The sequence below is a fragment of the Pseudomonas sp. Marseille-Q5115 genome (assembly GCF_916618905.1).
Classification (GTDB): Bacteria; Pseudomonadota; Gammaproteobacteria; order Pseudomonadales; family Pseudomonadaceae; genus Aquipseudomonas; species Aquipseudomonas japonica_A.
The window spans coordinates 2,154,120-2,168,907 of record NZ_CAKAKI010000001.1 but is presented as its reverse complement, the minus strand read 5'-3'; the positions used below and the strand labels follow the sequence as shown (position 1 = coordinate 2,168,907).

At 60.9% G+C, this 14,788-nt stretch carries 14 protein-coding genes; 10 read left to right on the top strand and 4 right to left on the bottom strand.

The features are described from left to right. The first annotated feature begins 175 nt into the window (after window positions 1-175). From LG385_RS10070 to LG385_RS10040, 7 genes are read left to right on the top strand one after another with little or no spacing between them, the layout of a single operon-like run. Complete coding sequence (locus LG385_RS10070) at window positions 176-1,852, top strand: ABC transporter substrate-binding protein (protein WP_225774154.1); 1,677 nt, start codon at window positions 176-178, stop codon at window positions 1,850-1,852. Between the two features lie 42 nt (window positions 1,853-1,894). Beyond that, complete coding sequence (locus tag LG385_RS10065; protein WP_225774153.1) at window positions 1,895-2,848, top strand: ABC transporter permease; 954 nt, start codon at window positions 1,895-1,897, stop codon at window positions 2,846-2,848. 2 nt (window positions 2,849-2,850) lie between these two features. Further along, window positions 2,851-3,744 carry an ABC transporter permease gene (locus LG385_RS10060; protein WP_225774152.1) on the top strand — a complete coding sequence of 298 codons (894 nt, stop codon included), beginning with the start codon at window positions 2,851-2,853 and terminating at the stop codon, window positions 3,742-3,744. Window positions 3,745-3,746: 2 nt separating this feature from the next. Next, window positions 3,747-4,790: an ABC transporter ATP-binding protein gene (locus LG385_RS10055; protein ID WP_225774151.1), complete on the top strand. Its 1,044-nt coding sequence runs from the start codon at window positions 3,747-3,749 to the stop codon at window positions 4,788-4,790. Beyond that, entirely contained in the window at window positions 4,787-5,794 is a 1,008-nt protein-coding gene (locus LG385_RS10050) for an ABC transporter ATP-binding protein (RefSeq protein ID WP_225774150.1), read from the top strand. The genes LG385_RS10055 and LG385_RS10050 overlap by 4 nt, the downstream gene beginning before the upstream one ends. Further along, complete coding sequence (locus tag LG385_RS10045; RefSeq protein ID WP_225774149.1) at window positions 5,791-6,972, top strand: amidase; 1,182 nt, start codon at window positions 5,791-5,793, stop codon at window positions 6,970-6,972. The genes LG385_RS10050 and LG385_RS10045 overlap by 4 nt, the downstream gene beginning before the upstream one ends. Before the next feature lie 18 nt (window positions 6,973-6,990). Beyond that, on the top strand, window positions 6,991-8,253 hold the full coding sequence (locus LG385_RS10040; protein ID WP_225774148.1) for a Zn-dependent hydrolase: 1,263 nt from the start codon (window positions 6,991-6,993) through the stop codon (window positions 8,251-8,253). A gap of 71 nt (window positions 8,254-8,324) precedes the next feature. On the opposite strand, the gene LG385_RS10035 is transcribed toward LG385_RS10040, so the two are convergent. Next, window positions 8,325-9,761: an NCS1 family nucleobase:cation symporter-1 gene (locus LG385_RS10035; protein WP_225774147.1), complete on the bottom strand. Its 1,437-nt coding sequence runs from the start codon at window positions 9,759-9,761 to the stop codon at window positions 8,325-8,327. Window positions 9,762-10,068: 307 nt separating this feature from the next. Here LG385_RS10035 and LG385_RS10030 point away from each other — a divergent pair, with 307 nt between their 5' ends. Both LG385_RS10030 and LG385_RS10025 read left to right on the top strand, forming a co-directional pair. Continuing rightward, complete coding sequence (locus tag LG385_RS10030; protein WP_225774146.1) at window positions 10,069-10,782, top strand: GntR family transcriptional regulator; 714 nt, start codon at window positions 10,069-10,071, stop codon at window positions 10,780-10,782. 13 nt (window positions 10,783-10,795) lie between these two features. Then, window positions 10,796-11,530 carry an aspartate/glutamate racemase family protein gene (locus LG385_RS10025; RefSeq protein ID WP_225774145.1) on the top strand — a complete coding sequence of 245 codons (735 nt, stop codon included), beginning with the start codon at window positions 10,796-10,798 and terminating at the stop codon, window positions 11,528-11,530. 19 nt (window positions 11,531-11,549) lie between these two features. Here LG385_RS10025 and LG385_RS10020 read toward each other — a convergent pair whose 3' ends face one another. The 3 genes from LG385_RS10020 to LG385_RS10010 form a co-directional block, all read right to left on the bottom strand. Further along, the gene (locus tag LG385_RS10020) at window positions 11,550-12,515 is read right to left on the bottom strand and encodes an endonuclease (protein ID WP_225774144.1); all 966 of its coding nucleotides are present in this window, start codon (window positions 12,513-12,515) and stop codon (window positions 11,550-11,552) included. 110 nt (window positions 12,516-12,625) lie between these two features. After that, window positions 12,626-13,834 (bottom strand): MFS transporter, encoded by a 1,209-nt coding sequence (locus LG385_RS10015; protein ID WP_225774143.1) that lies wholly within the window; start codon window positions 13,832-13,834, stop codon window positions 12,626-12,628. Further along, window positions 13,821-14,363, bottom strand: a complete 543-nt coding sequence (locus tag LG385_RS10010; protein WP_225774142.1) for a Chromate resistance protein ChrB — start codon at window positions 14,361-14,363, stop codon at window positions 13,821-13,823. Before LG385_RS10010 ends, LG385_RS10015 begins: the two co-directional genes overlap by 14 nt. Window positions 14,364-14,553: 190 nt before the next feature. Between LG385_RS10010 and LG385_RS10005 the strand changes: the two genes are divergently transcribed. Further along, entirely contained in the window at window positions 14,554-14,724 is a 171-nt protein-coding gene (locus tag LG385_RS10005) for a hypothetical protein (RefSeq protein ID WP_225774141.1), read from the top strand. Window positions 14,725-14,788 lie beyond the last annotated feature (64 nt).

The following is a 14,788-nucleotide window of genomic DNA, read 5'->3' as shown; positions in this document are numbered from 1 at the left end:
GGCGCTACCCAAACGTTTGGGCAAGCATTTGGCTCAACTTTCAGCGCTTACCAGGCCGTTGAATTCAAAAGTGTTTCTGGTGGTAAGGCATTGCGAGGTAGGTTGGCTGATAAAACTTGGTATGGGCATTGCGTTAGACCCTTGCAGTTCTGGTTACCTGAAGGGAATCACGCCAATGACGCATGTTTCAGAACCTCGCTTTCGCCGCCTTGCGCACTGTGTACTCCTGGCGGGTTCTATTACCGTCACGGCGCTCACGTCCGTTAGTGCTATGGCTGAAAGCACGTTACGCATCGCAATGACTGCCGCGGATATTCCTTTGACCCATGGGCAACCCGATCAGGGCTACGAAGGCAACCGTTTCACCGGCATTACTCTGTTCGATTCGTTGGTTGAATGGGACCTGTCCCAGGGCGATAAACCCAGTACGCCCATCCCGGGGCTGGCCACCGAGTGGGCGGTAGACCCTGCCGACCATACCAAGTGGACGTTCAAGTTAAGGGCGGGCGTAAAGTTTCATGACGGTTCGGATTTCAATGCCGATGCGGTGGTGTGGAACGTCGACAAGGTACTGAACAAGCAGGCACCGCAGTACGCACCGGGGCAGATTGGCATGACCCTCTCGCGGATGCCCACGCTCCGCAGTGCGCGCAAAATCGACGATCTGACGGTGGAATTGACCACAAGCGAGCCGGATGCCGTATTGCCTTATAACTTGACCAACCTGTTCATGGCATCACCGGCAGCCTGGCAGAAGGACTTCGCGGCCGTGCCGGCAACGATTACCGACCCGGCCGAGCGCTCGAAGCTGGCCTGGGCTGCGTTCGCCAGCCACTCGGTGGGCACGGGGCCATTCAAGATGGTCCGGATGGTGCCACGCCAAGAGCTGGTCATGGACAAGAACCCTGGCTACTGGGACCCCAAGCGCATCCCCAAGGTCGACCACGTTGTGCTGATCCCGCTGCCCGAAGCCAATGCTCGCACAGCCGCGCTGCTGTCCGGCCAGGTCGACTGGATCGAAGCGCCGGCGCCGGATGCTATCGATCAAATCAAAAGCAAGGAATTCAAGCTCTACGCCAATGGCCAGCCGCACCTCTGGCCGTGGCAGTTCTCCTTCGCGCCTGGCTCGCCCTGGCTCGACAAACGCGTACGCCAAGCGGCGAACTTGTGTCTGGACCGCAGCGAATTGAAGGTGTACCTCGGCGGCTTCATGCAGGAGGCTACGGGTATTTATGAGAAGGATTCGCCCTGGTACGGCAGCCCGACGTTCAAGGTCCGTTATGACCAGCAGGCCGCCCAGAAACTGATGGCCGACGCAGGTTTCAGCGCAAGCCATACGCTGAAGGTCAAGGTGCTCACGTCGGCGTCGGGTTCCGGGCAGATGCAGCCCTTGCCCATGAATGAATACATTCAGCAAAGCCTCAAGGCGTGTTACTTCGATGTGGATATCGCCGTTACCGAGTGGAATACGTTGTTCAGCGGCTGGCGCCTGGGGGCGAAGGATGCGGCAGCGCAGGGCGCCAATGCGATCAACGTGAGTGCGGCGGTCATGGACCCGTACTTCGGCATGGTGCGCTTTGCCAGTGAGAAGGCCTTTGCACCGGTTTCCAACAATTGGGGTTATTTCGCTTCGCCCGAGGTTGAGAAGCTCATCACCGAGGTGCGTAACGCTTTCACACCCCAAGCCTTGGATGCGGCCTCCGGCAAGCTGCACGCCGCTATCGTCGATGAAGCGCCGTTCCTCTTCGTTGCCCACGACGTGGGGCCGCGAGCCATTTCACCAAAAGTAACCGGCGTGGTGCAGCCTCAAAGCTGGTTCATCGACCTGGCGCTTGTGTCCAAACACGACTGATAACACCAGCTGGCCCGTGATCCACCTGAGTGAGGAGCGCCTATGCTCGCCTATATCCTGCGCCGACTGCTGCTTGCCACGCCGATCCTGCTCGGTGTAGCGCTGGTGTGTTTTTTACTCGTACACATGGCGCCGGGTGATCCGCTGGTGTCCGTGATGCCCCCGGATGCTTCTCAAGCCCTGCGCGAACAGCTGGTGCAGGCCTACGGCTTTGATAAACCCTTGCCCGTGCAGTTCGGGCTATGGGTGTGGCATGCGGTGCATGGGGACTTGGGCCTGTCCATTGCCAGCGGCCGCTCGGTGAGCAGTGAAGTGCTCGGTGCGGTGAGCTATTCATTGCGCCTGGCCGTACTGGCGACCCTGCTGGGCTTTCTGCTTGGTAGCCTGTTCGGCTTCGTCGGCGGCTACTTCAAGGACAGTTGGCTGGACAAGGTCGCCTCCGCGTTTTCGGCCGTGGGGGTCAGTGTGCCTCACTACTGGCTGGGCATGCTGATGGTGATTGTATTTTCCTCCCAATTAGGCTGGCTTCCGGCAACGGGCGGTGGGCCCATGGGCCAGTCTGCCTGGGCCTGGGATTGGGCGCACTTGCAGTTCATGATCCTGCCCGCCATCACACTTTCAGTCATACCAACCGGAATCATCGCCCGTACCGTCAGGGCCCAGGTCGCCGAGACCCTGGCGCAGGAGTTTGTCATTGGCTTACGGGCCAGGGGATTGGGGGAAGGTGCACTTTTGCTCCACGTTGTGAAGAACGCCGCACCCACCGCCATGGCCGTGATGGGCCTGCAGGTGGGTTATTTGATGGGCGGTTCGATCCTGGTGGAAACCGTGTTCGCATGGCCCGGCACTGGCCTTTTGCTCAACTCTGCGATTTTCCAGCGTGACCTGCCCTTGCTGCAAGGCACCATCTGGGTACTGGCGTTGTTCTTCGTCGCGCTGAACCTACTGGTGGACATTCTACAGACCCTGCTCGATCCACGTATCAGGAGGGGCTGAGGATGAACCTTTCCATCTCGCGATCCGCTGCGCCGGTTATCGCTGCGGTTGAACGCTCGCCCGGTTACTGGAGTGAAGTGCTGCGCCGGGTGCGCCGCGATCCCATTGCGCTTGCGGTAGGCGTAGTAATCCTGGCGTTGCTGGTGCTCGCTCTATTTGGCCCGTGGATCGTTCCGGGAGATCCGTTTGCGACCTCGATGTTCAAACGCCTCAAGGCCATCGGCACCGAGGGTTACCCGTTGGGCACCGATGAATTGGGCCGGGATTTGCTGTCCCGCCTGATGTTAGGGGCTCGCCTGTCGCTGTTCATGGGGATTACCCCGGTGATCCTGGCGTTCTTTGTAGGCGGGGCGATTGGTGTAATCGCCGGGTACTTCGGTGGCTGGCTGAACAGCCTGATCATGCGCACCGTGGATGTGTTTTATGCATTTCCGTCGGTGCTGTTGGCTATCGCGTTTTCCGGCGCACTGGGTGCCGGCGTGAACAATGCGCTGATTTCCCTGACGCTGGTGTTCGTTCCGCAAGTGGCACGGATCGCCGAAAGCGTCACCACCCAGGTACGCAACCGCGACTACATCGAAGCCGCCCGGGCATCGGGGGCTGGAGCTTTCACTATTATCCGCACCCAGGTGCTGGGCAATGTGCTCGGCCCGGTCTTCGTCTTCACCACCGGGCTTATCTCGGTATCGATGATCCTCGCGTCCGGCCTGTCGTTTCTCGGGCTAGGCGTGACCCCACCGGCGCCGGAATGGGGCCTGATGCTCAATACGCTTCGCACCGCGATCTATACCCAGCCACTTGTTGCGGCGCTCCCCGGGGTGATGATCTTCATTACCTCAATCTCGTTTAACGTACTTGCCGACCGCTTGCGGGCGGCCATGGCTACTCGGAGCTGAACATGACCCAACGAGACGTTGGCGGCCCCGCGCAGCCGTTGCTGAAAATAGAAAAACTGGTCAAGCATTTTCCGGTGCGCGGCACTGGAGGTAAACGCAGCGTGGTACGCGCGGTCGATGGCATCGACTTCGAAGTGCACAAGGGCGAAACCTTGGGTGTAGTGGGTGAGTCTGGCTGCGGGAAATCCACCACGGCGCGCCTGTTGATGCAGCTGATTCGTCAGGACAGCGGAGAGCTGGTGTTCGATGCCATGAGCGTGGGTGGTTATCAGTTGCCACTACGTGAGTACCGGCGCCAGGTGCAGATGGTCTTCCAGGACAGCTATTCGTCCCTCAACCCCCGGTTGACGATGGAACAATCCGTTGCGTTCGGCCCTTCCGTGCATGGCGTGAGCCAGCGTGAATCCTTGCAGCGCGCCCGCGACCTGCTCGGCCGGGTAGGGCTAGAACCGGGGCGGTTTGCCGGGCGCTATGCGCACGAGCTTTCTGGCGGCCAACGACAGCGGGTGAACATCGCAAGGGCCTTGGCCGTGGAGCCCAGGCTGGTGATTCTTGATGAAGCGGTTTCGGCACTGGACAAGTCGGTGGAGGCTCAGGTGTTGAACCTGCTGCTGGACCTCAAAGAGAGCCTGCGGCTCACCTACGTGTTCATCAGCCACGACCTGCATGTGGTGCGTTACCTCTCCGATCGAATCATGGTCATGTACCTGGGGGAGGTCGTTGAGGTGGGGCCTGCCGAGGCGTTGTTCTCCGAGGCGCGGCACCCTTACACGCGAGCGCTGCTGACCTCCATGCCATCGATGGACCCTGCCCGGCGCACCCAGGTATCGCCACTGTCCGGTGACCCGCCCAGCCCCATCGACCCGCCCTCGGGATGCCGTTTCCATACCCGCTGCCCACACGCCGAGGCGGTGTGCGCGCGAACAGTGCCGCGGTTAACCACTACGGGTACTCATCACGTGGCGGCATGCCTGATGGTGCAACCAGGGGAAGGGCACAGCCAAAGCCCCTCCGCGCCGCTTATTCACAGAGGAGCGCTGGCATGACAGGGCAGCCCATGGTGAGCGTGCGTGACCTTCATGTGCGCTTCAAGCACGGCGGTACCACACTGTCCGCGGTAAACGGCGTGAGCCTGTGCGTCGCCAGAGGCGAGGTACTGGCACTGATCGGTGAGTCTGGCTCGGGGAAAAGCGTGACACTGCGGGCATTGATGCGGCTGCACTCAGAACGCAGTACCCAGGTCGAGGGCCAAATCGAGATCGCCGGCCAGGACCTGATGGCCTTGACCCGTCGCCAGCTGCAAGCACTGCGCGGCCCGGTGGCGGCGATGATTTTCCAGGAACCATTGCTGGCCCTCGACCCGGTGTACACCATCGGTCAGCAGATCAGCGAAGCCGTGCGCCGCCATTTGCCCGTGTCGAAGGCCCAGGCTCAGGTTGCCGCTCTCGAAGCCCTGCGCAGCGTGCGTATCCCTGACCCGGAGCAACGCCTCGATGCCTATCCTCACGAGATGTCTGGAGGGATGCGCCAGCGGGCCATGATTGCCTTGGCGCTGGCCTGCAAACCGCAGCTTCTGCTGGCAGACGAGCCCACGACGGCGCTGGATGCCACGGTGCAGATCCAGATCCTTATCCTTCTGCGTGAACTGCAGCAAGCGTTGGGGCTATCCATCATCTTCGTCACCCATGACATCGGCGCGGCAGTGGAGGTGGCCGACCGCGTAGCGGTGATGTACGGGGGGCGCATCGTCGAACAGGCGCCTTTAGCCGAGCTGCTGGGCAACCCTCGGCACCCCTATACGCGGGTACTGCTAGGCACCCGGCCCCAGGGCGGGTTACGAAAGGGCGAGCGGCTGATCAGTATCCCGGGGGCGCCCCCGAACCTCTCCGACTTGCCTCGCGGTTGTACGTTCGCGGCGCGGTGCCCACGCGCCAGCGATGCCTGCCGCCGTGAGGTACCGCCTTTCGAGGAGCTGACTTCGGGACATTCCGTGAGCTGTTTCCACTGGAATGAGGTATCTGTCAAAACCCACGGCGAGCCTTTGTCATGACCGGACCTTCATTTGCCCTGATGCCTTACCCTACAGCGGATGTGCCTAATGCCGCGACAGGGCCCCTCACGGGTTACACCTTTGTTGCCAAGGACCTTTTCGATGTGGCCGGCTACCCCACCGGGGGCGGCAACCCCCATGTATTGGCCATGTCCGGCATCAAGGCCACCACTGCACCGGTCATTCAGCGGCTGCTGGACGCCGGTGCGCGGCTGATCGGCAAGGCACACACCAACGAAATGGCGTTTTCCATGAGCGGCAAAAATGCTCATTACGGGACGCCGCGCAACGGTGCGGCGCCCGAGCGTATTCCCGGTGGTTCCTCCTCCGGATCGGCCTCGGCGGTATCCAACTACTTGTGCGATTTCGCCATGGGCACGGATACCGGCGGCTCGGTGCGCACGCCTGCCAGTTATTGCGGCCTGTTCGGCCTGCGTCCCAGCCACGGCCGCCTGCCGCTGGAACATACCCAGCCGCTCTGCGAAAGCATGGACACCGCCGGTTATTTCACCCGCGACGCCCGGCTGTTCGGCCGGGTAGGCGAGGCCTTGCTGGGCACAGACAGCGTACCCCTGCCGCAAATCCCGCGTGTTGCGATCAGCCCAGCGCTGTTCGAGCTGATACCGGGCGCTTGCGTTGATGCCTTCGCGCCCGCCATCGGGCGGATAGACGCCACGTGCGGGCCACTGGAACCGCTGCACGGGGAGCTTCCGTCGCTCACTGAAGCCTATTGGGCGTTCCGTTATATACAGGGCCGGGAAGCCTGGCAGGCCCAAGGGGATTTCATTGAGCGCAACGGCCTGTGCCTCGGCCCGGATGTGGCGGCCCGTTTCGCCTGGTCCAAAGCCGTAACCGACGAGCAATACAACGAGGCCTGCGCTGTACGTGAACGCTTCACGCACGCCTGGGAACAGCTGCTCGGCGACCAGGTATTAGTCATGCCGACGGTTCCCGATATTGCCCCCTTGCTCAGCGCGAACGACGAAGACATCGAAGCCACACGGCAGCTCTCACATCACTTGCTGGCTATTGCGGTGCTGTGCCGCAGGCCTCAGGTGACGCTGCCCCTGGCCAGCAAGGACGGCGCGCCCCTGGGCATTTCCTTGATGGGGCCGCGAGGCTGCGACCTGAGCCTGGTCCAGCTAGCCGTGCGGATAGCAGAGCATGTTCCGGTTTAAACCTGATGGGAGCCACACATGAACACGCTACTCAAACCTGAGCTTTTCACGTCCAACGCCCCTTTGATAAATCCCGAGCGCCTGTGGCAGTCCCTGATGGACCTGGCTCAGCTGGGGGCGACGCCCAAGGGTGGGGTTTGCCGGCTGGCGCTCACGGACCTGGACCGCCAGGCCCGCGACCTGTTCATAAGCTGGTGCCAGGGCGCCGGGTGCACGGTTACCGTGGACGCCATCGGCAACATCTTCGCTCGCCGCCCAGGCAAAGACCCGTCACGGCCACCGGTGATGACGGGTAGCCATATCGATACCCAGCCTACAGGCGGCAAGTTTGACGGCTGCTTCGGCGTAATGGCAGGCCTGGAGGTGATACGTACCTTGAACGACCTGGACATAGAGACCCAGGCGCCGATAGAGGTGGTGGTATGGACCAATGAAGAAGGCTCCCGCTTTGCGCCCTGCATGATGGGCTCGGGGGTTTTTGCTGGCAAACTTGACCTAGAGGAGACACTTGCCAAACAGGACGCTCAGGGTTTGCGACTGGGGGATGAGTTGCAACGGATCGGCTATGCCGGAGGCCGTGCCGTGTCTGGCCACGCCGTGGGCGCTTACTTCGAAGCGCACATCGAGCAGGGCCCCATCCTCGAGGACCAGAAAAAGACCATCGGTGTAGTGGTCGGTTGCCTGGGTCAGAAATGGTTCGACCTGACGCTGTCCGGCGTTGAGGCCCATGCCGGCCCCACCCCTATGTCCCTGCGCAAGGATGCGCTGGTAGGGGCGGCGCAGGTGGTCACGGCGGTGAATCGCATCGCCAACGCAAGCCAACCGCATGCCTGCGGTACCGTTGGTTGCCTTGCTGTGTACCCCGGTTCACGTAATGTCATTCCCGGCGAAGTAAGCATGACCATTGATTTTCGCCATTTACACAGCGACAAGCTGCACGCCATGGTGGCGGACCTGGAGGAAGCCATCGAACAGGCGCGCGTCGAGAACGGGCTTACCTATACCCTTACGCCCACAGCCGACTTTCCTCCCCTGGACTTTGCCACCCAATGCGTTGATGCCGTTCGTGAGGGCGCCCGAATGCTGGAGTTCAGCCATATGGACATCGTGAGTGGAGCAGGGCACGACGCTATCTTCATTGCCGAACTGGGGCCGGCGGGCATGATCTTCGTGCCGTGCGAAGGGGGTATAAGCCACAACGAAATCGAAAATGCAGCGCCTGACGACCTCGCGGCGGGCTGTGCCGTTCTGCTTCGGGCAATGGTTGGCGCAGCCCTGTAAGCCTGGGCAAAGCTCGTGAACCTCCATGGGCTTACAGGGTGCGGCAACGCTTAAGCACCGGGGCCCGTGGGTCAGGTCATTGCCGGTACCAGGTGTTTTACCTCGCGCCGGGCCAGCCCCAGGTACCACGCGCCACCGAGGAAGCAACCGGTGAACCAGGCGAAGTTGGCGATCGGCTTGAACCATGGCACGAAGGCAAATACCAGCCCGATAATGGTGGCCGCCAGCAGCGCCTTGATCGCGACTGGGTTGAAGCCATTGGTGTACCAGTAACGGCCGCTGGGGGTGTCGTTGAACAGTGCATCCACGTCGATTTGCTGCTTTTTGATCACGTAGTAATCCACCAGCAAAATCCCGAACAGGGGCCCGATGAATGCCGCCAGCACGTCTAGGGTGTAATGGATCACCTCCGGGTTGTTGAACAGGTTCCAGGGAGTGATGAAGATCGACGCGACCGCAGCGATCATGCCGCCGGTGCGCCAGCTGATCTTGCTCGGCGAGCAGTTGGCGAAATCAAAGGCCGGGGACACGAAGTTGGCGACGATGTTGATGCCAATGGTTGCAGTGACAAAGGCAAACGCCCCGAGCAGGGCCGCTACGCTGCTGTCGATACGCCCGACGGTGGCGATGGGGTCATGAAGCATTTCACCGAAGACGGGGAGGGTGCCGGAGACGATCACGACGGTTACCAGCGAGAACGCCAGGAAATTCACCGGCAGGCCCCAGAAATTGCCCCGTTTTACATCTGCCATGCTGCGGCAATAACGGCTGAAGTCGCCGAAGTTCAGGGTCGGGCCTGAGAAATACGACACCACCAGCGCAGTCGCCATCACCACCTGGCCAAATGCTTCCCAACCGCTCAAGCTCTTTTCCGACAAGGTAAAGCTGATGTTACTCCAGCCCGCCTTCCATACGATCCAACCGGCGAGCAGGAACATCACCGCGTAGACCACCGGGCCTGCCCAGTCGATGAAGCGGCGGATGGAATCCATGCCGGTCCAGAACACTGCCGCCTGTATCACCCATAGCGTGAGAAAACCCATCCAGCCGAGGTACGACAGCCCAGCGAACTGGGCCTGGGCAAAGCTCTCCATGGACGGGAAGAACCGCAGCACCACAATGATCAGTGCGCTTGAGGCCAGGTAGGTCTGCACGCCATACCAAGCCACGGCGATCAGCCCGCGAATCACCGCGGGAATGTTCGCGCCGAACACCCCGAATGCCAGGCGGCAGATTACGGGATAGGGCACGGCGGCTTGCTGGCTGGGCTTGGCCAGCAGGTTGGCAATCACCTGAATGATGCCGATGCCTACCAGTAGTGCGATCAATACCTGCCAGCTGGCCAGGCCCAGGGCGAACAGGCTGGCAGCAAACACATAGCCGCCCACGCTGTGCACATCGCTCATCCAGAACGCAAAGATGTTGTACCAGGTCCAGGTCTGCGGTATCGGGCGCAGGTCCTGGTTGCACAAGCGGGGGCTATAGCCCTTCGGAAGGTCTGGGGTCATTGCATGCCTCTCCCTGGGTAAGTGCCGCTCCGGAGACTGCATACGGAGGCTGGCAGTTTTGTATACGATCCAGGGAGGCAGAATGCATGCCAGATAATGCCACGCCCAGGAGACCCAAGGGCTCTGGCACTGAACGGTGCTGTTCGACGGAGCCGGAATGAAGGTTTAAAGCTAGCAGTGCGCGTTTAGTGGGCGCTTGCGCACGCAGTCAGTGCAAAGAGCTGGGCGCGCTGATGGGAGGTCACAGAGCTAGTCAGCGTCGAATCGTTTGTATACGATCCTCATCACACTCTCGCCAAGCGCACCTATGAACGCCCACCTTTTTCTCGCAGGCCCCGCTATCAGCAGCCCAAGCCTGAGCCGTGACGAGCAGATCTATCAGGACATCCTCGAGGCGATCGTGGAGCACCGGTTGTTGCCGCGAACCCGGCTGCCGGAAGACGCCTTGGCGGAGGTGTTCGACATCAGTCGCACCGGTATCCGTAAGGTATTGCAACGGCTGGCACTTGAACGCCTGGTCACTCTACGCCCGAACCGCGGCGCCGAAGTGGCGCAACCCAACGCGAAAGAGGCGCAGGATGTGTTCGCCGCGCGCGAAGTCATCGAGCCAGCGCTCATGCCCGCTGTGGCGGCCCAGGCCAGTGTTGCTCAGCTCACGGCATTGCGCGCCCTGGTGGATGAGGAACATCGTGCACAACGCGCCGGGCTGCACAGCAAAGCCATCCAGTTGTCGGCGCGCTTCCATGTGCAGTTGGTGGCCCTGGCTGACAACCAGGTGCTCACCGAGCAGATCGCCCACCTGACCACGCGCGCTTCGTTGATCATCGCCGTTTATGGATCGCGTCGTAGCGTGGGTTGTGAATGTGGGGACCATCTCGAGTTGCTCCAGCTCGTGGAGCGAGGGGAAGGCAAGGCTGCTGCGAAGTGGATGAGCAAGCACCTTGCAAGCATCCGCGCCAGCCTGCAGGTCGAGGAGCGCCCTGTGATCGAGCCGGATTTCAAAAGCCTCTTCAAGCGCTGAGTCACGAGCCCTCATGAAAATCCAGGTTATCAACCCAAACACCAGCCAACGCATGACGGCCAGCATCGCCCGTGCCGCAGCGGCCGTCGCTCGCCCAGGGACTGACATCATTGCCTGCTGCCCGGCCGATGGGCCCGAATCCATCGAAGGGCACTTCGACGAAGCCATTGCGGCCGTGGGCGTATTGGAGGAGGTACGCAAGGGCGTGGCCGCTGGATATGACGCCCATATCATCGCCTGCTTCGGCGACCCGGGCCTGTTGGCCGCGCGTGAGTTGGCACGCGGGCCGGTGATTGGCATAGCCGAAGCCGCCTTCCATGTCGCAAGCCTGATATGCACGCGCTTCGCCGTGGTCACCACGTTGACCCGCACGCGGATCATTGCCGAGCACTTGTTACGCAACTACGGCATGGCCGGGCACTGTACCTCGGTCCGCTGTGTGGACATCGCTGTGCTGGAACTAGACGCGCTAGGGCCGGAGGGCCTTGTGGAACGGGTGGCCGAACATGCCATGCACGCCCGGGACCACGAAGGTGCCGGGGCGATTGTGCTGGGTTGCGGCGGTATGGCGGACCTGGCAGCCAAGGTCAGCGAGCGGGTAGGGCTCCCGGTAGTCGATGGCGTGGCAGCCGCTGTCAAGCTAGCCGAAGCCCTGGTCGAGCTGGGCTTGGGTACCAGCAAACACGGCGACCTCGCCAACCCACTGGCCAAGCGCTTCAGTGGGCGATTTGCGCATTTTGGGGGCTAGGTTGCCCTGTGCGTGAAAGCTAACGGCAATCTGCAGCCTTGTGGAACCCTGCTGCTTGCGCCTCAGTTGCGGATTTGAACGCTACCTGATTCTTCGGCGACACCTTGCCATAGCTCGGGCAACCGCTGGGAAGGTGGTACACATGGCTGTTCTTGTTCCCGATAACCATCGCGGCGGTTTCAGGCCTGCTGCCATCCGCCGCGGGTGCTGGCTTGGCTGTGGGGCGAGTGAGCGGAACCACCACTCCGTCGCCAACCGGCTTGTAGCCTTCGGTCCAGGACCGTTCGCCCGTCACGAAGGCATTCGAGTGGCCCATGATGGCGGCAATACGCGTGTTCCGCTGCAGCTCCCATGGCGTGACGGGGAACTGCTTATCCCACGCCATGAGCAGTTGTTGCTGCTGCCTCGACAAGCTCAGGTTGTAACGGTCGAACATATAAAAGGTGGTACGGGCTACCAGGCCCTTTACCTCATCGCGTGGCTCAGCGACGCGCTCATCAAAATCAACCTTGGTTTTGCATTGGCCGTACTGGGGCGCAACCCCTGACGCCATCCCGTAGTTGAAATTGCTGCGGTCGCCGTTCACTTCGCCCACCGACGGATAAAGGTTGAACAGATCCGCCTCCATGGCACGGAACACCGGGTCATCGTCGACACAGTGCTCTCGGCCGCCATTCTGCCAGCACTGGCGTTGGTGACCGAACGTCCAGGCCGGCACGATGTGCTCCCACTCCACTCTGGTCTCACGGTTTTCCTGCTTCCTGGCCTGAAGGCCGCATGACTCCGGGTGGATGCGGCCACCGGACTTGCCCGTCCATGACCATTGGCACCCGCAGTAAAGCTCTCCCATGGCGCTGTTGGCCTGGTCAAGGTAGACCTGCTGTTTGGCGACGACCTTGGCCTCGGTAAAGGTGGAAGGCGGGGAGGCGAGGGCGGGCAGGGCCGTGGAAAGGAACAGTGCGAGAACAGCAATCAGAGTTTTCATGGGCACGACTGTAACAAATCAAGACCGGTATCTTAGAGGCCTTATACAGGGATGCCGAGCGATTACTTGTTTTCCGAGGCCTTCGGGTAAGGCAGCGCGGGTTATTTCCATCAGTCGGTACGCTTGAGGGAACGGTAGAGCGTAGCCCCCAGAAGGGTAGCAGTAGCAAAACCCGCTCCGGCCAGGAATGTTGCCTCGTAGCCCCAGCGATCCCAGAGCGCTCCGGCCAGCACGCTTGCGGCAAACAAGGCAATGCCGGACAGCAAATGCAGCATCCCGAAGGCGGTTCCTCGCAACTCAGCGGGCGCACTGTCGGCAACCATTGCGCTGAATATCCCTTGGGTGAAACCCATGTGCAGCCCCCATAGTGCGACGCCCAGAGCGAGGCCGCCCAGCCCCGGAACAAATGCCAGCACCCCGTCCGCGGCGATAAGCAGTAATAAACCAATTGCAAGGACACCCTGACGACCGAGGCGATCTGATGCGACGCCTGCCGGGTAAGCCGATAGCGAATAGGCCAGGGCCATGATGACCAGTACCGCCGGTGCCCAGTAGGCCGCCAGGCCAACACTCTGCCCGCGCAAAATAAGGAACGCTTCGCTGAAGCGGGCCAGCGTGAACACAACAGCCAGCCCTACTATCCACCAATAACCCGGCCCCAGCGCCTTCAGCGCTGCGATATTCAATGGCAGGCGAACCGGCTTTCCAGCCCCACTGCCTTCCGGCTCGCGCACATACCTGATCAATACATAGATCGCCAGGAAGGCCGGGATCACCGCAACCCAGAACACCGTCTGGAAGTGGCTTGCGGTCAGCCACATCACCGCAATAGCCAGCAAGGGACCAAGGAACGCCCCTGTGCTATCGAGGGTTTGGCGCAGGCCAAAGGCCGCCCCGCGCAGGTGCGGTGGAGTAACGTCCGCGACCAAAGCGTCACGTGGCGCACCACGTATGCCTTTACCCACGCGGTCCACGAAACGCGCGCCTATAAGCCAGTCGATGCCCGGGGCTAGGGGAAAGATGGGTTTGGTCAACGCACCCAGGCCATAGCCAATCACGGCCAGCAACTTGCGCTTGCCAAGCCAATCGCTCAACGCGCCGGAAAACACCTTGGTAATCGAAGCCGTGGCTTCGGCCACGCCTTCGATAAGGCCCACCGCTACGACCGATGTGCCCAGAACCGTGACCATGTAGATAGGCAATAGCGCATGGATCATTTCGGATGAGATGTCCATCAGCATCGAGACGAAGCCCAATGCCCAGACGCTGCCTGGTAGCTTGTTTTCGTGCATTTGACCACTCGGCTCAACGGTTCTCATCGTTAGCCTCGTACACCTGGCGGGCATAGTCTTCCAGCACACTTTCACAGACGCTAAGCTGGGCTTGAGCCGCCTCTGCCAAGGGTGCGCCATAAAAATCCAGCTTCTGAATTTTCTCGAACCAACCCATGAGCTTTTTCAGGTCGGTGTCTTCTTCCTCCAGTTCGGCGTAAGTGAATTTCTGCTTGGCGATTTCCTTGGCGATCTCTTTCTCGAAATCCGCACAGCGGCCGATCAGCTCCGCGTATTGCTCATTTCGATCGGCCTTGAAGCGTTCAACCACTTTGCTCTGCTGGGCCTGGTCCAGCGCGGTTGTTTCAAGGATCACGCAGTCACCGCCCATTTCGAGCACGTTCTGCTCAAGCATCTTCAGGCGTCGCACATGGTCGTCAGTTTTTGGGAGCAGGCACACCCCGTTCTGTAGATACACAGCGCCCATCCCTTTCAGCTTTCTCCATAAAGCGATGCGCCGGGTGGTGGGTTCGGCGGGTACCTTATAGGTCATCAACAGCCAATCTAAAGTAACCATGGTTCAGCCCATTTGAAACGACGGTTTCATACAGTAGTAGCGTTCAGAGCACGATGCAACCGTGGTTACATCTTCAGCTGGACCGTTTTTATGCGGTAGCGAGGCGGTATGGAGGCGCGCGTGGTATTGACCTGCCTGCTCTGGACGTATACTGTTTATACATACAGTATCAGTCGGCGGAGGGTGGCACATGAGGAGACTGTCCAAGCTATGGACCGGCGTAGGGACCGCAACGGCTGTGTGCGTTGGCGCCGGTTTGGGCGGCCTGGGCCTCGTGGATGTAGATACGATGCTGGCAATTGTATTGGTGCCGCAGGTCGCCTTCCTGGCCATTGGGGAATGGCCGGATTTCGGTACCTAGGCAAGCTGCCAGAGGCTTTTCCATCCGAGGTTAAGAATTCTCTCCCGTTAGCTTCTAGTCTTGG

Excerpts from the sequence above, each read along its gene's own strand:
- LG385_RS10055 (WP_225774151.1), top strand. The coding sequence starts at position 3,747 with ATGACCCAACGAGACGTTGGCGGCCCCGCGCAGCCGTTGCTGAAAATA.
- LG385_RS10020 (WP_225774144.1), bottom strand. The coding sequence starts at position 12,515 with ATGAAAACTCTGATTGCTGTTCTCGCACTGTTCCTTTCCACGGCCCTG.
- LG385_RS10035 (WP_225774147.1), bottom strand. The coding sequence starts at position 9,761 with ATGACCCCAGACCTTCCGAAGGGCTATAGCCCCCGCTTGTGCAACCAG.
- LG385_RS10010 (WP_225774142.1), bottom strand. The coding sequence starts at position 14,363 with ATGGTTACTTTAGATTGGCTGTTGATGACCTATAAGGTACCCGCCGAA.
- LG385_RS10065 (WP_225774153.1), top strand. The coding sequence starts at position 1,895 with ATGCTCGCCTATATCCTGCGCCGACTGCTGCTTGCCACGCCGATCCTG.
- LG385_RS10045 (WP_225774149.1), top strand. The coding sequence starts at position 5,791 with ATGACCGGACCTTCATTTGCCCTGATGCCTTACCCTACAGCGGATGTG.
- LG385_RS10060 (WP_225774152.1), top strand. The coding sequence starts at position 2,851 with ATGAACCTTTCCATCTCGCGATCCGCTGCGCCGGTTATCGCTGCGGTT.
- LG385_RS10070 (WP_225774154.1), top strand. The coding sequence starts at position 176 with ATGACGCATGTTTCAGAACCTCGCTTTCGCCGCCTTGCGCACTGTGTA.
- LG385_RS10030 (WP_225774146.1), top strand. The coding sequence starts at position 10,069 with ATGAACGCCCACCTTTTTCTCGCAGGCCCCGCTATCAGCAGCCCAAGC.
- LG385_RS10005 (WP_225774141.1), top strand. The coding sequence starts at position 14,554 with ATGAGGAGACTGTCCAAGCTATGGACCGGCGTAGGGACCGCAACGGCT.
- LG385_RS10015 (WP_225774143.1), bottom strand. The coding sequence starts at position 13,834 with ATGAGAACCGTTGAGCCGAGTGGTCAAATGCACGAAAACAAGCTACCA.
- LG385_RS10050 (WP_225774150.1), top strand. The coding sequence starts at position 4,787 with ATGACAGGGCAGCCCATGGTGAGCGTGCGTGACCTTCATGTGCGCTTC.
- LG385_RS10025 (WP_225774145.1), top strand. The coding sequence starts at position 10,796 with ATGAAAATCCAGGTTATCAACCCAAACACCAGCCAACGCATGACGGCC.
- LG385_RS10040 (WP_225774148.1), top strand. The coding sequence starts at position 6,991 with ATGAACACGCTACTCAAACCTGAGCTTTTCACGTCCAACGCCCCTTTG.